This is a genomic window from Promicromonospora alba (assembly GCF_042654905.1).
Taxonomy (GTDB): domain Bacteria; phylum Actinomycetota; class Actinomycetes; order Actinomycetales; family Cellulomonadaceae; genus Promicromonospora; species Promicromonospora alba.
Genome location: NZ_JBHSFI010000012.1, coordinates 126319 through 140647 on the forward strand (window position 1 = coordinate 126319; position 14329 = coordinate 140647).

The window sequence follows — 14329 nt, forward strand, 5'->3', positions numbered from 1 at the left end:
ACCCGTACTGCTCATCGCTCATGGCTGCTCTCACTGCTCGCTGCTGCGCTGTTCTTCGCTGTCCCGCCGGTCCACAGGGCCGCGGAGACGCTCGACGGCGGCCGCCGCGTTCGCTCGTCCGGTCCCGCACGCCACCACGACAGCCGGGCCACCACCACTCAGCGTCCCGAACCAGTCGTCCACCGGTCCGGGAAGCCCCGTGTGGACCACTACGAGATCCGGCCGGACCGCCCAGAGCCGTTCCAGGCAGGCACGTTCAGCCGAACCCGGGACGGGTTCACGGGTGATCACGACGAGTGGTCCGGAGCGGGGCACACCCCGGGGAACGCCCCCAGGAAATTCTGCGCCACGTTTGACACCAGTTCTGTCGAGATCCGCCGATACACCGTACCGGGAGATTCGGGCAATAAGCACCGCAAGTCCAGATTCGTCGAGAAGAAGTTCCGCAGCCCTCTCCCCGGCCGCCTCCTCACCAGGCGTTTTCCCGGCCTCGTCCGGTGAGGGACTCCGCGACAGCCTGGCGCCCGGCCATACCGCCGCGATCGCGGACTGCACGTGGCGGGCCGTGCGTCCGGCGGCATGGTCCAGCCGGGTGCGCAGGTCGACGACGTCGGGTTCGGCCTCCGGCGCGAGCGGCACCAGCCGGCCGCCCCGCACGTGCACGACGGCGTCCGCGATGTGCGCCCCGAGCGCCGACAGGTCCGCGAGCGCCTCCCGCGCGGCATGGTCGCCGGTCGCCGCACCGGCTGCGGCCCGCCGGTCCCCGAGCGCTGCCACGAGCTCCTGCGTGCGCTCCCCCGACTCCTCGAGCCGCTCGACGGTCAGGCGGCCGGCGGCGACGGCTCGGCTCAGCGCGTCGTACGACTCCGGGTACAGGGCCGGGTCGAGTCCCAGGCAGAGCAGGTCGGCTCCGGCCTCGACGGCGCGGACGGCGGCCTCCCCCACCGAGCCCGTGAGCTGGCGGAGGGCGCCCATGTCGAGCGCATCGGTGATGATCGGGCCGGTGTGGCCGAGCTCGCGGAGCAGCCGGGTGGCGGCCGGCTCGACGGAGGCGGGCGCCGGGCCGAGCGCGGGGAAGAGCACGTGGGCGGTCATGACCGCGTCGAGGGCCGACTGGCCGGTGTCCCGGCCGTCGGGCCGCAGGGCGCGCGCGAAGGGGAGCAGGTCGCGCGCCCGGACGACGTCGAGCGGCTCGTCGACGACCGGCAGCCCCACGTGGGAGTCGACGGTGGTGGCGCCGTGGCCGGGGAAGTGCTTGCCGCAGACGCCCACACCCGCACTGCGCACGCCGCGGGCGAACGCGATGCCGTGCCGGGCTACGGCGTCGGGCGTGGTTCCGAAGGCGCGGACGCCGATCACCGGGTTGTCCGGCTCGGAGACGACGTCGAGCACCGGGCCGAGGAGCAGGTCGATGCCGGTCGCGGCCAGCAGCCGGCCCAGTGCCCGGCCGGCGTCCAGGGAGACGGTGCCGCCGCCGGGGTAGGCGCCGAGCGCCGCCGCACCGGGCAGGGACGACCCGGTCGACGCCTCGAGCCGCGAGACGTCGCCGCCCTCCTCGTCGACCGTGATCAGCAGGTCGGGCGAGATCGAGTGCAGGGCGGCGGACAGCGCGGCGGTGGTGGCGACGTCCGGCGTGTTCCGCGCGAAGTAGACGACGCCGGCCAGGCCGGCGCGCGCGGCGTCGGCCAGCCAGTCCGGTACCTGCACGCCCTCGAAGCCCGGCAGGAGCACGCCGTTGACCGCGCGCTCGGTGCGGGAGGCGGTGCGGGAGATGGTGCGGGAGGCGGTGCGCGCAGGCCCGGCGGGCTCCGCCGTCATGCCTTGACGGCCCCCGCGGTCAGACCCGAGGCGAGCCGGCGCTGGACCAGGATGAAGAAGATCATGACCGGCACGGTGATGATCGTCGAGGCCGCCATGATGGCGCCCCAGTCGTTGGAGTGGACGCCGAAGAACGAGCGCAGGCCGATCGCCACCGTGTAGTTCTCCGTCGCGCCGCCGAGCATCGTCATCGCGAAGATGAACTCGTTCCACGCGGTGATGAAGCTGAAGATGCTCGTCGCGACCAGGCCCGGCGCCACCAGCGGCAGCAGGACCGACCAGAACATCCGGCCCCAGCTCGCGCCGTCGAGATAGGCGGCCTCCTCCAGCTCGACCGGGACCGCCGCGACGAAGCCGCGCAGCATCCAGATCCCGAACGGCAGCGCGAGCGCCACGTAGACCACCACGAGGCCGGCCAGGGTCTCCAGCAGCTGCAGGTCACGGACCTGGACGAACAGCGGGATGACGAGCGCCTCGAGCGGCACCATCTGGACGATCAGCACCAGCATGAGGATCTGCGTGCGCATCCGGAACCGGAACCGCGCCACGGCGACCGACGCGAGCAGGGCCAGCACCGAGGAGACCAGCACGGTGCCGAGTGCCACGAGCAGGGAGTTGCGCAGGAACGTGCCGAACCCGCCCTCGGTGAGCACGAACACGTAGTGGTCGAGGGTCGGCTCGGCCGGCCAGAAGCTGCTGGTGTGCCCGGCCCGCGCGTCGAGCGAGCTGTTCAGCATCCAGTAGACGGGGAACAGGGTGAACACGAGCAGGAGCGCGACGAGCACGCCCTTGCCGAGCTGCCGCAGCGGTGAGCGCCGTGAGCTCATCGTTCCTCCTCCGCCAGCACGGTACGCACGTAGACCGCGGTGATCGCGAGCAGCAGCAGGGTCAGCAGGACGGCGATCGCCGAGCCGAAGCCGTACCTGTTCTGCCCGAACGACTCGACGTACGACCACACCCCGAGGTTGAGCACCGATCGATTCGAGCCGGCGCCGCCGGGCATGAGGTACACCTGCGCGAACACCTTGAAGTCCCAGATCGTCGACAGGATGATCACGACGGCGAACACCTGCCGCAGCTGCGGAACGATGATCGAGAAGAACCTGCGGAACGATCCGGCGCCGTCCATCTCGGCGGCCTCCAGCATCTCCTTCGGCACCCCGAGCAGCCCCGCGAGCACCGTGATCGCGACGAACGGGAAGCCGTGGTGGATCACGTTCAGGAGCACGATGGCGTAGAACGACCACCGGTCGGTGAACCAGTTGGTGGGGTCGTCCAACAGGCCCAGACCCATGAGGACGTCGTTGAAGACCCCGCGGTCGGCGTCGAAGATCCAGACCCACACGTACGTGCCGGTGACCGCCGGCATGGCCCAGGCCGCCATGATCGCGCTGGACGTGACGGTGCGCCAGAAGGTCCCGAGCGACGCGAGCAGGACAGCGACGCCGGTGCCGAACGCGACGGTCCCCGCCACGGACAGCACGGCGAACCCGACGGTGTTGGGCAGCACCACCGTCCACAGCTCGGGGGACGTGAGGATCTCGGCGTAGTTCGCCGTGCCGATCCAGTTCGGCTCGCCGGTGGTGATCTCGCGCAGGCCGTAGTCCTGCAGGGAGAAGAGGAACACCCGCACGAGCGGCCACAGCAGCAGCACCGCGAGCACGATCAGCGCGGGGGCGAGCAGCAGCCAGGGCCGCACGACGGCGGCCCTGGCCCGGCTGAGCCGCGGCAGCCTCTCTCGCGGACGGGTCTCCGCCAGCGGCTGAGTCGCTTGCTGGGTCACTCAGACCCGTTCAGCACGCTCGTCATCTCCTCGGCGGCGGCCTTGCTCGCTTCCGCGACGTCCGCGTCCCCGGAGAGGATCGACTGCATCATCGTGCTCGTGGTGAGCTTCGCCTGCACCGCGCCGTAGGTGGGCGCGACCGGCACGGAGGCGCCGCCCTCGACGAACTGCTGCGCGAACGGCGCCACGAGCGGGTCGGTGCTCGCCAGGGTCTCGTCCAGCAGGGAGACCTGGCCGGGGAAGTACCCGGACTGCTCGCCCCACTGCTGCGCGAACTCACCGGTGGTCATCATCTCGATGAACGCGAAGGCCAGCTCCTTGTCCTCGGCCGTCTCGAACATGCTCAGGTGCGAGCCGCCGAGGACCGAGGGGGCGATGCCGCCCTCCTTGCCCGGGATCGGCACGGCGGCGAACTTGCCCTCCATGTCCGCGTTCGCCTCGACGATCGCGGCCGGCGTCCAGGAGCCCATGACCGCCATGCCGACGTCGCCCGCTGCGAACGCGTCGAGCACGTCGGTCTCCCGCCACGTGGTGGCGCCTTCCGAGGAGTAGTCACCCTCGGTGGCCAGCCCGGTCCAGAACTCGATGCCCTCCTGCGACTCGGGGCTGTCGAGACCCGACGTCCACGTGTCGCCCTCGAGCGTGGCTACCTCGCCGCCCGCACCCCACACCCACGGGTAGACCGTGAACTCGGCGTCGCCCGGGACGGCGACGGCGATCTTGTCGGGGTACTCCTCCTTGAGCCCCGCCGCGGCCTCCTCGAGCTCGGCCCACGTGGTGGGCGGCTCGACGCCGGCCTGCTCGAACATCTCCGTGTTGTAGACCAGCGAGCGCACGCCGGCGTACCAGGGCATGCCGTAGAGCTGCTCGTCGTAGGTCCCGGCCTCCACGAGGCCCTCGACCAGGTCGTCGCCGATCCCGGCGCCGTCCACGTACTCGTCGAGCGGCGCGAGCGCGCCGGCGTCGGCGAACTCGGGCGTCCAGGTGGTGCCGGTCTCCGCGACGTCGGGGGTGGTACCGCCGGCGATGGAGGTGACAAACCGGTCGTGCGCGTCGCCCCACTCGACGAACTCAACGTCGAGCGTCGCGCCGGTCTGCTCCTCGAACGCGGTGGAGACGTCTGCGAAGAAGTCCTCGGCGTCCGGGTTCGTGCCCTGCATGATCCACACGCTGAGGGAGCCGTCTCCCTCGCCGTCGCCGCTCCCGCTACCGCCGGCGCACGCCGCCGTCGTGGCCGCGATCAGCAGTGCACCGGTGGCCGCCGCTATGGGCCGCCGCATCGCTCGAGTCATCGTTCGGCTTCCTTCCGCTGGTCCTGCGCTGAGCGCCGCGAGAGTAGCCAGGTGAAATTGCTGAGAAATGAAATTCCCAATACGCGGCATTGCGTGGAGATTACTGTCGTGATGAATGATCTGCTAGGGGTGTTACCAAACTGTGATTGCTCATCATCGCCTGAGGCCTATGGCACGCGGGCGGTCCATTTCTGCGTGCCGAACTTCGACTCGACCAGGCCCTCGGCGAGCGCCCACTCGGCGGCGGTGATCTCGCCGGTCACGGTCCGGTACCGCGCACGGAACGACGCCTCCAGCGCGTCGATCACCGCGGTCCGGCCGAGCCCGGTCTGGGAGCGCAGCGGGTCCACGCGCTTGTTGGCGCTGCGGGTGCCCTTGTCGCTGAGCTTCTCGCGCCCGATCCGCAGCACGTCCGTCATCTTGTCGGCATCCATGTCGTAGGCCATGGTCGCGTGGTGCAGGACGGCGCCCCCGGCGAGCCGCTTCTGGGCGGCGCCGGCGATCTTGCCGGCCGGCGAGGCGATGTCGTTGAGCGGCACGTACGCGGCGTCGATGCCGAGCCCGTGCAGGGCGCCGATCACCCAGTCGTCCAGGAACGCGTAGGACCGTTCGAAGCTCAGCCCGTCCACGAGCGAGCCCGGCACGTACAGGGAGTACGAGATGGTGTTGCCGGGCTCCATGAACATGGCGCCACCCCCGGAGATCCGCCGGATCACGCGGGCCCCGTGCCGTGCGGCGCCCTCGACGTCCACCTCGTTGCGCAGCGACTGGAACGATCCGATGATCACCGCGGACTCGTCCCACTCCCAGAACCTGAGGGTCGGCCCACGCCGTCCGGCACCCAGCTCCTCGGTCAGCACCTGGTCGAGCGCGACGTTGAGCAGGGGCGACACCGCGGGGGTGCGGATCACCTGGAACTCGTGGTCCTCCCAGGCGGTCGCGTGGCCCAGCGCCCGCCGGGCGGCGACGGCCACGGCGTCGGCGTCGAACCCTACGGCGGTGGCACCCCGCAGCGCCCCCCGCACCGCCTCGGCCAGCTGGGCCTTGGAGGCGTCGGCGGGCAGTCCGTCGAGGGCCTCGCCCATGGCCTCCAGGGCCTCGTCGGGTTCGAGGAAGAAGTCCCCGCTCACCCTCGTGTCGGCCAGCCGGCCGGCCGGCCCCTCGGTGTCGACCACCTCGGTCTCGACACGAACCAGCTTTCCGTGTGGAACCTTGAACTCTCCGCGCACGTGTTCACAGTAGGCGACGGTGCCTGCGGTGTCCGGCGCCGGATCCGCCCTTGGTACGGAAGGTGCGACTCCGGCGTCGGGCACACCGGTCGGACACAAGCGACATTTGGCAAGATGGCGCGGCAGAACAGACCAGAATTTCCTCCTTTCTTTAGACATCCTTGCCCCGGTTCCGTGTCAGAATGACCTGGTGTCCGAACTCGCACTGGATATCGATGAAGTGGCGATCGACGCCTGGGTCGTCGCTCTCGACGTAGGCGGTAGTGGCTCGCGCCTGGTCGCAGAGTTCGGCAACTCCACGCACCCCGAGCGCATCAGCCTGACCGGCCGCGCCGTGAAGGTGAACCACCACGGCAGCGATGCCGCGGCGGTCGTCGCCTCCCTGTGCCAGTCCTTCAACGCGTGGGCCGCTCGCATGGGCCACGACGGCATGAGCGACGGCAGCACCGCTCCCGTCTCGTCCGCCGCCGTCGGCATCACCGGGCTGACCTCCCTGGTCGAGAAGCCCATGGAGATCCACGACATCCTGGCCCGCGAGCTGCGGACCAACCGGACCGCCGTCGCGGGTGACGCGCTCACCGCACACATCGGAGCCCTCCGCGGGCGCGCTGGTGCCGTGCTCTCCGTCGGCACGGGTGCTGTCGCGTTCGGGTTCGACGGTGTGAACCGCTGGCGTCGCGCCGACGGCTGGGGCCACCTGCTCGGTGACCTCGGAGCCGGTGTCTGGGTCGGTGGCGAGGCACTGCGTGCCGCCGGTCGGTACCACGACGGCGCGAGCCGCGGCGCCTCGAAGCGCCTGCTGGAAGCAGCCGTAGCCAAGTTCGGCCTCATCGAGAGCTGGCCCAACCAGTTCTACAAGAACGCTGAGCGCGCCAAGCAGCTCGCCTCGATGGCCCCTGAGGTCATCATCGCCGCTGCCGAGGGCGACCCGACGTCGATCCGCATCCTCGAAGAGGCCGGGCGGCACCTCGCCGACACGCTCTCGAGCGCGCTCGGCCGCGGGATCCCGCCACTCGCCTCGACGACCGGCCGCCTGGTGCAGGAGGAGTCACCGCTCACGGTGTCGCTGACCAAGCACCTCTCCGAGGACCGGCCCGACGTCTCCCTCGTACCCAGCGGCGGCACGCCGCTGGACGGTGCGCTCACCCTGGCCCGGCGCCTGACCAACGCGCCGCAGTCGGTCGGTGGCTTCCGCCCGTGGCTGACCGTCCGTGTCGACGGCCACCACACCCTGCACGAGACTCCGGAAGACACCGGCGCCAAGGAGATCCTCGCCGCAGAGCTCTCGGCCACCGAACTGCCTGGTGACGAGCTTCAGTGACCGGCTGTTGCTCTGGCCAGGTCCTTTACTACTGCGTTATGCCCGAATCCCCGGTACGGGTGTATGTTCACGAGCCCCAGACCCCCACCACCCCATCCCGGGAGATGCGACATGACAGGTGACGTCCTCGTCCGACTCAGGCGCGCACTACCGACGCTGCGACCAGCAGAAGCCAGAGTGGCTCAGACGGTCCTCGACGACCCCAACACCGTCGTCCAGTCGACCATCACGGAGCTCGCCGGTCACGCGGACACGTCACAGGCCACGGTGGTGCGGTTCTGCCGCGCCGTCGGCTATGCGGGTTACCCCGAGTTCCGGATCGACCTGGCCCAGGCGACCAGCCGGCGCGAGGTCGAGATGGAGCGGTCCGGCATCGCCGAAGGCGAGATCAACCAGACCGACGACATCGAGGCCGTCGTCTCGAAGATCGCGTTCCACGAGGCGCGGACCATCGAAGAGACCGCCCGCATGATCGACACCGACGCGATCGAGCGGGTGGCCACGGCCATCGCCGAGGCCAAGCGGGTAGACGTCTACGGCGTCGGCTCGTCCAACCTCGCCGCCGCCGACCTCGCGATGAAGCTGCAGCGCATCGGCGTCTTCGTGTTCACCTCGCCCGACCCGCACCAGCAGCTCGCCTCGTCGGCGCTGCTCGAGCCGGGCAACGTCGCGATCGCCGTGTCGCACTCGGGTCAGACCCGGGAGACCAACCAGGCGCTCGAGATCGCACGCAAGCGCGGCGCCCTCACCGCGGCGATCACGAACTTCCCGGACGCGCCGATCGGCCTCGTGTCCGATGTCGTCCTGGCCACCACGGCCCGCGAGACCCAGTTCCGGGTCGGGGCCATGTCGAGCCGCATCGCGCAGCTCACTGTCGTGGACTACCTGTTCGTCCGCGTCGCGCAGCGCACGTACGACCGCTCGTCGATCGCCATCAAGGCGACGTCGAAGCGGTGCGCGACCAGCGTCTCGACCTGGGCAGGGCCAAGACGGAGCACCCGGCGGCCCCGGTCGCCTGACCCCCAAGCAGGGTCCGCGAAGTAGAGCGCCTGTCCGAGTCTCCCTGGGTGTCGCCAGGGAGACTCGGACAGGCGCTCTACTTCGCGGACCTTGCTACAGGCGGGGCTCCACGCCCGACTTCAGGAGGCCGTACACGTACGCCTCGGTGACCGCCTCCCACGCCGCCTCGACCACGTTGGGCCCGACGCCGACCGTGGACCACGAGTGCTCGCCGTCGGTCGTCTCGATCAGCACGCGCGTGATCGCGTCGGTGCCGAGCTCCTGGTCGAGGATGCGTACCTTGAAGTCGATGAGCTCGAACCGGCTGAGCTCCGGGTAGACGCGGGACAGCCCGGTCCGCAGCGCGTGGTCCAGCGCGTTGACCGGACCGTTGCCCTCCCCCGTCGTCACGATGCGCTCGCCGCCGGCCCGGATCTTCACGGTCGCCTCGGCCACGGCGACGGCGTCGGGCGCGTGGACCGACGGCGGGGCGGCACCCGCGGGGACGGTCTCGATGATGGTCCGCCACGACTCGACCGTGTAGAACTCCGGGCGGCCGCCCAGCTCCGACCGCAGCAGCAGCTCGAACGACGCGTCGGCGGCCTCGTAGGTGTAGCCGGCCGCCTCGTCCTCCTTCACGCGGTTCGTGACCCGGGACAGCAGCTCGCCCTGGCCCGCGAGGTCGAAGCCGAGCTCGCGCCCCTTGAGCTCGATCGAGGCCCGGCCGGCCATGTCGGAGACGAGCATGCGCATGTCGTTGCCGACCAGGGTGGGGTCGGTGTGCTGGTACATGTCCGGGTCCACGCGGATGGCGCTGGCGTGCAGCCCGCCCTTGTGCGCGAACGCGCTCGCCCCGACGTACGGCTGGCGCGCGAAGGGCGAGATGTTCGTGATCTCGCTGATGGCGTGCGAGATCCGGGCGGCCTCCCGCAGGCCGCCGTCGGCCAGGAGCGACATGCCGGCCTTCAGCTCCAGGTTGGCGACGACGGTGACGAGGTCGGCGTTGCCCGTGCGCTCGCCGTACCCGTTGACCGTGCCCTGCACGTGCGTCGCGCCGGCCTCGACCGCGGCGAGCGAGTTCGCGACGGCGCACCCGCTGTCGTTGTGCGCGTGCACGCCGAGCCTCTGCTCCGGGCCGACGCCGGTCCGGGCGCGCAGCTCGCGCACCACCTCGCCGACCCAGGTCGGCAGCATCCCGCCGTTGGTGTCGCAGAGCGTGACGACCTCCGCCCCCGCCTCGAACGCGGTGGTGACGGCGCTCGTCGCGTAGTCGGCGTCGTGCCGGTAGCCGTCGAAGAAGTGCTCGGCGTCGAGGACCACACGGCGGCCCTCCGCGACGAGGAAGCTCACGGTGTCGGCGATCATCGCGAGGTTCTCGGCGCGGGTCGTCTTCAGCGCCCGCTCCACGTGCCGCACGTCCGACTTGGCGACGAGCGTCACGACGGGGGTCGCCGCGTCGAGCAGGGCGCGTACCTGCGGGTCGTCGCCCGCCCGGACCCCGGCGCGACGCGTCGCACCGAACGCGGCGAGCACCGCGTTCTTCAGGGTGAGCTCCGAGGCTGCCCGCGCGAAGAAGTCGGTGTCCTTGGGGACCGCGCCCGGCCAGCCGCCCTCGATGTAACCGACGCCCAGCTCGTCGAGGAGTACCGCGATAGCGAGCTTGTCGGAGACGGAGAGGCTCATCCCCTCCTGCTGCGCGCCGTCGCGCAACGTCGTGTCGTACACCTGGAACGAGGCGGTGGTCATCGATGCTCCCAACGATGTGGCTGACGAGATGGCTGACGCGCCCGCTGGAGCGGGGCTGACGGGCCAACAAAAAAAGACCCTCCGAGTGTGGAAGGTCTGCGCGTCCGGTGGGGTGTCTCCGGACGCGCTAAGAAATGATGATCACCAGTCGCAGGGTGGAGCGCGGGGTCGTCATGCGGGTCATCGTGCCATAGCGCGGCGGACGACGGAAGTGGTGACCAGCAGGCGGACCAGCGGGCCGCCCGAGCTTCTCCGGGCCGCGTCCGTCAGCGGCGGAGAAGTTCCGGTCCATGTCGGGCATCTCGCTTCTTACGCGGATGTTTGAACTTTTGTTTGCTAATCGCCATAAGTCCGGGATAGGTTGCTCGGGACGACGACGTCGAACCGGGGAGCGATGATGCACGACGCCTCTGCACGCCACGATGCAGCAGAACGCACGGGGATCTGGTTCGTCGGAGCCAGGGGCTCCGTGGCCAGTACCGCAACAGCAGGCCTCGCGGCCATCGCCGACGGGCAGTCCCCGCCGACGGGCTGCGTCACGGCACGTGAACCCTTCGCCTCAGCGGGGCTGCCCGGGTTCGCCGACCTCGTGGTGGGCGGGCACGACATCTCCTCCGTCACCATGGCGAAGCGGGCGGAAGCCCTCGTCGAGACGGGGATGATCCCGCCGCGGCTGCTCGCCGCGACCCACGACGCGCTCGAACGGGCCGACGCTGAGGTGCGTCCCGGGTACGACCCGCACGCGGGCAAGGAGAACGCCTCTCAGCAGGCGGTCGCCGAACGCCTCGCGGCCGACATCACCTCCTTCCGCGAGCGGCACGACCTGGCCCGGGTAGTGCTGGTGGACCTCTCCTCGACCGAGCCACCGGTCGTCCACGTGCCCGAGCACGACGACACCGACGCCCTGCTCACCGCCCTGGCGGACCCGACCCGCGCGGTGCTCCCGCCGTCCTCCGTCTCGGCGTACGCGGCGATCCTTGCCGGAGCCGCGTACGCCGCCTTCACGCCGTCGGCCGGCATGGGCATCCCCGCCCTGGCCCGGCTCGCACGCGAGCGCGGCATCCCCGTCGCGGGACAGGACGGCAAGACCGGCCAGACCTGGCTGCGCACCGTCCTGGCCCCGGCGTTCGCCGCGCGCAACCTGAAGGTGCTGTCGTGGTCCGGCACCAACCTGCTGGGCGGCGGCGACGGCGCCACGCTCGCCGACCCGGACGCCGTCCGCAGCAAGCTCGCCACGAAGGCCCGCGGCCTGACAGCGCTGACGGGCAGCGAGACGACGCCCCTGCACATCGACAACGTGCCCGACCTCGGGGACATCAAGGTCGCCTGGGACCACGTGCACGTCGAGGGTTTCCTCGGCTCGCGGCTCACGCTCCAGACCACCTGGAGCGCCCACGACTCGATGCTCGCCGCGCCGCTCGTGCTGGACCTGGCCCGCCTGCTCGCGCTCGCGCACGCCGCCGGGATCAGCGGGACCATCGAGGAGCTGGGATTCTTCTTCAAGGATCCGTGGGGCTCCGACGTGCACGACGCCGCCGATCAGGCCCGCGCCCTCGAGGAATGGGTCCGTCGTACGTCGGCGCAGGTTCAACGATGAACCCGGTGCCGCAACCCCGGTTCACCCCCCGCTTCGACCCTCCACTCCGCGACTCGTCGGACGAACCCGCCCGGTACACGGCCCCACGCCTGCCTGATGTGCGGCCGAGCCTCCGGGACATCGGCGAGCTGGTCCGGGCGCCCGCCGCGCTGAGCGTGGTCGGCGACTCGCTCGCCGGGCTGGCCGCCGCCCGCGCGGGGACGCCGACGGCGCTCCGGGGCCGCCACGCCCTGCTCCCCGTCGCGTCGGCCTGCCTCTACCTGGGCGGTATGGCGCTGAACGACTACGCCGACCGGCACCTGGACGCCGTCGAACGGCCCGAACGGCCGATCCCCTCCGGCCGGGTCACGCCGCGCGGCGCGCTGGGCGTGGGCACGGCGCTCACCGCGGCCGGCGTGGCGGCGGCAGGCCTCGCGGGCGGACGCCGGGCCCTTGCGGTCGCCGTGCCGCTCGCCGCCTGCGTCTGGACCTACGACCTGGTCGCCAAGGACCACCCCACGGGGCCGTTCGTCATGGCTGCCTGCCGCGGGCTGGACGTGCTGCTCGGCGCGACGCCGGGGCACCTGCGGTCCGCGCTCCCGGCCGCCGCGGGCCTCGCCGCCCACACGCTCGGCGTCACGGTGCTCTCGCGCGGCGAGGTGCACGGCACGACGACGCGGGTCGCGGGCGGCGTCGCCGTCGGCACCCTCGCGGGGGCTGCCGCTGCCGCTGCCACCGCGCCCGCCGCGGGCTCCACCGGCCGGCGCACGGCCGTCCGCTGGACCACCGTCGCGGCCGCGGGCGCCTACGCGGCGGCCTGCCTGCCCGCGCAGGTCCGCACGGCGGTCACGCCGACCGCGGGCAACGCCAAGGCCGCCACCCGGTCCGGGATCCAGGCGATGGTGCCGCTCCAGGCCACCTGGGCCGCCCGCTCGGGGGGCCTCGGCACGACGGCGCTCCTGGCCGGCGTCGCCGCCGTCGGGTACGGGCTGCGGTTCCTGGGCCGTGCTCGCGGCAAGGCAGGGGTGAGCATCACATGAAGCCCCCGTTCCTGCTGGGCTACGGCACCAACGGCTTCGGCGACCACCCGCTGCACAGCGCGCTCGACGTGCTCGACGACGTCGGGTACGACGCGGTGGCGCTCACCCTGGGCTTTCCGCACCTCGACCCGTTCGCGCCGCTGGCCGGCGACGACGTCACCGCGCTCCGCGCCCATCTCGCGCGGATGCGCGGCGGCACGGGTGCGGCGGTGGTCGTGGAGACCGGCACCCGGTACCTGCTCGACCCGCTGCACAAGCACCGGCCCACGCTCGTCGACCGGGACGCCACGCTGCGCATGCGCTACCTCGAACGAGCCGTCGAGATCGCCGCGGACCTCGACGCCCGGTGCGTCTCGTTCTTCTCGGGGATCCTGCCGGACGACGCCGCCCCGGCGGACGGCTGGGCGAGGCTCCGGGACCGGATCCCGGCGCTGGTGGAGTACGCCGGGGAGCGCGGGGTGCGGCTCGCGGTCGAGCCCGAACCGGGCATGCTCGTGGAGACCGTGGACGACGCCCTGCGGCTCCTGGCCGACGTCGGCCTGCCGCCCGAGCTGGGGATCACCGTCGACGTCGGGCACTGCCTCGTCGTGGAGCCCGGCGGCGTGGAGGGCGCGCTCCGCGCCGCCGCGCCGTACCTGAGCAACGTGCAGCTCGACGACATGCCGCGCACGCACCACGAGCACAGGCCGTTCGGCGAGGGCGCCATCGACCTGCCGATGGTGCTCGCCACCCTGGCCGACATCGGCTACACGGGGGTCGCCGCCGTCGAGCTGCCCCGCCACTCGCACGACGCCCCCCGGCTCGCCCTCGACAGCCGCGCGGCCCTGATGCGGGCGTGGGGCGCCGTCATCGGCACGCCCACCGGAGAAAGGACCGGGCAATGAACGCCGACCTCCCCATCGACCGGGCCGGTTCGGACTGGCTGACCACTGCCCTTGCCGAGGTCGCCCGCGACCCCGACAGCATCACCCGCGCGTTCGCGTTCGCCGCCCGCCGGGTGGGTCGCGCGCCGCGGCAGCCCGACGCCGACCCGTCCGGCGTCGTGCACGGCACAGTCGACGACGCCGCCCGGGCGGCCCTCGTCGTCGCGCTGGCAGATGCGGTCGGCACCGGTCCCGACTGCGCGGACCGCCTGGTCTCCCTCTACCGCCAGGGCGACGCCGCCGAGCGGCGCGGGGTGCTGCGCGGGCTCGACGCGCTCACGGAACAGGGCGGCCTCGGTGGCGGTGACGCCGGGGCGCTCGTCGCGGCAGGCCTCGACCTCGCCGCGGACGCCCTGCGCGCCAACGACCCGAGCCTCGTCGCGGCCGCCGTCGGCCCGTTCGGGGCCCGGTACCTCGACCAGCACACGTGGCGGCACGCGGTCCTCAAGCTCGTCTTCCAGGGCGTGAGCCTCGGCGCCGTCAGCGACCTGGACACCCGGGCCGACGACGAGCTGGACCGCATGGCCCGCGACTTCGCGGCCGAACGCCGGGCGGCCGGCCGTCCAGTACCTACAGATCTCGACCGGCTCACGAAGGAGTGA

12 protein-coding genes are annotated in these 14329 nt (G+C 71.8%); 6 read left to right on the forward strand and 6 right to left on the reverse strand.

What is annotated here, in order from left to right:
* Positions 1–30 precede the first annotated feature (30 nt).
* From ACFO6V_RS28485 to ACFO6V_RS28505, 5 genes are all read right to left on the reverse strand, one after another.
* Complete coding sequence (locus tag ACFO6V_RS28485) at positions 31–1818, reverse strand: glycoside hydrolase family 3 N-terminal domain-containing protein (protein ID WP_377142616.1); 1788 nt, start codon at positions 1816–1818, stop codon at positions 31–33.
* The gene (locus tag ACFO6V_RS28490) at positions 1815–2645 is read right to left on the reverse strand and encodes a carbohydrate ABC transporter permease (protein WP_377142618.1); all 831 of its coding nucleotides are present in this window, start codon (positions 2643–2645) and stop codon (positions 1815–1817) included. Before ACFO6V_RS28490 ends, ACFO6V_RS28485 begins: the two co-directional genes overlap by 4 nt.
* Complete coding sequence (locus tag ACFO6V_RS28495; RefSeq protein ID WP_377142723.1) at positions 2642–3550, reverse strand: carbohydrate ABC transporter permease; 909 nt, start codon at positions 3548–3550, stop codon at positions 2642–2644. The genes ACFO6V_RS28490 and ACFO6V_RS28495 overlap by 4 nt, the downstream gene beginning before the upstream one ends.
* A gap of 47 nt (positions 3551–3597) precedes the next feature.
* The gene (locus tag ACFO6V_RS28500; RefSeq protein ID WP_377142620.1) at positions 3598–4893 is read right to left on the reverse strand and encodes a sugar ABC transporter substrate-binding protein; all 1296 of its coding nucleotides are present in this window, start codon (positions 4891–4893) and stop codon (positions 3598–3600) included.
* A 167-nt stretch (positions 4894–5060) separates the two neighbouring features.
* Positions 5061–6122 carry a lipoate--protein ligase family protein gene (locus ACFO6V_RS28505; RefSeq protein WP_377142621.1) on the reverse strand — a complete coding sequence of 354 codons (1062 nt, stop codon included), beginning with the start codon at positions 6120–6122 and terminating at the stop codon, positions 5061–5063.
* A 190-nt stretch (positions 6123–6312) separates the two neighbouring features.
* Here ACFO6V_RS28505 and ACFO6V_RS28510 point away from each other — a divergent pair, with 190 nt between their 5' ends.
* Both ACFO6V_RS28510 and ACFO6V_RS28515 read left to right on the forward strand, forming a co-directional pair.
* Positions 6313–7443: an N-acetylglucosamine kinase gene (locus tag ACFO6V_RS28510; RefSeq protein WP_377142623.1), complete on the forward strand. Its 1131-nt coding sequence runs from the start codon at positions 6313–6315 to the stop codon at positions 7441–7443.
* Positions 7444–7620: 177 nt separating this feature from the next.
* Positions 7621–8487, forward strand: coding sequence for a MurR/RpiR family transcriptional regulator (locus tag ACFO6V_RS28515; protein WP_377142625.1), 867 nt, complete (start codon positions 7621–7623; stop codon positions 8485–8487).
* Between the two features lie 69 nt (positions 8488–8556).
* Here ACFO6V_RS28515 and cimA read toward each other — a convergent pair whose 3' ends face one another.
* Positions 8557–10188 carry a citramalate synthase gene (cimA, locus tag ACFO6V_RS28520; RefSeq protein WP_377142627.1) on the reverse strand — a complete coding sequence of 544 codons (1632 nt, stop codon included), beginning with the start codon at positions 10186–10188 and terminating at the stop codon, positions 8557–8559.
* A gap of 397 nt (positions 10189–10585) precedes the next feature.
* Between cimA and ACFO6V_RS28525 the strand changes: the two genes are divergently transcribed.
* Genes ACFO6V_RS28525 through ACFO6V_RS28540 form a run of 4 tightly spaced genes read left to right on the forward strand, consistent with a single transcriptional unit; the run spans position 10586 to position 14329 of the window.
* The gene (locus ACFO6V_RS28525; RefSeq protein WP_377142629.1) at positions 10586–11785 is read left to right on the forward strand and encodes an inositol-3-phosphate synthase; all 1200 of its coding nucleotides are present in this window, start codon (positions 10586–10588) and stop codon (positions 11783–11785) included.
* On the forward strand, positions 11782–12804 hold the full coding sequence (locus ACFO6V_RS28530; protein WP_377142631.1) for an SCO3242 family prenyltransferase: 1023 nt from the start codon (positions 11782–11784) through the stop codon (positions 12802–12804). Before ACFO6V_RS28525 ends, ACFO6V_RS28530 begins: the two co-directional genes overlap by 4 nt.
* On the forward strand, positions 12801–13688 hold the full coding sequence (locus tag ACFO6V_RS28535; protein ID WP_377142633.1) for a sugar phosphate isomerase/epimerase family protein: 888 nt from the start codon (positions 12801–12803) through the stop codon (positions 13686–13688). The genes ACFO6V_RS28530 and ACFO6V_RS28535 overlap by 4 nt, the downstream gene beginning before the upstream one ends.
* On the forward strand, positions 13685–14329 hold the full coding sequence (locus tag ACFO6V_RS28540; protein WP_377142635.1) for an EboA domain-containing protein: 645 nt from the start codon (positions 13685–13687) through the stop codon (positions 14327–14329). The genes ACFO6V_RS28535 and ACFO6V_RS28540 overlap by 4 nt, the downstream gene beginning before the upstream one ends.

Bases quoted from the DNA above. Each gene is read 5' to 3' on its own strand.
- ACFO6V_RS28525 (WP_377142629.1), top strand. From the start codon at position 10,586: ATGCACGACGCCTCTGCACGCCACGATGCAGCAGAACGCACGGGGATC.
- cimA (WP_377142627.1), bottom strand. From the start codon at position 10,188: ATGACCACCGCCTCGTTCCAGGTGTACGACACGACGTTGCGCGACGGC.
- ACFO6V_RS28540 (WP_377142635.1), top strand. From the start codon at position 13,685: ATGAACGCCGACCTCCCCATCGACCGGGCCGGTTCGGACTGGCTGACC.
- ACFO6V_RS28490 (WP_377142618.1), bottom strand. From the start codon at position 2,645: ATGAGCTCACGGCGCTCACCGCTGCGGCAGCTCGGCAAGGGCGTGCTC.
- ACFO6V_RS28530 (WP_377142631.1), top strand. From the start codon at position 11,782: ATGAACCCGGTGCCGCAACCCCGGTTCACCCCCCGCTTCGACCCTCCA.
- ACFO6V_RS28500 (WP_377142620.1), bottom strand. From the start codon at position 4,893: ATGACTCGAGCGATGCGGCGGCCCATAGCGGCGGCCACCGGTGCACTG.
- ACFO6V_RS28535 (WP_377142633.1), top strand. From the start codon at position 12,801: ATGAAGCCCCCGTTCCTGCTGGGCTACGGCACCAACGGCTTCGGCGAC.
- ACFO6V_RS28485 (WP_377142616.1), bottom strand. From the start codon at position 1,818: ATGACGGCGGAGCCCGCCGGGCCTGCGCGCACCGCCTCCCGCACCATC.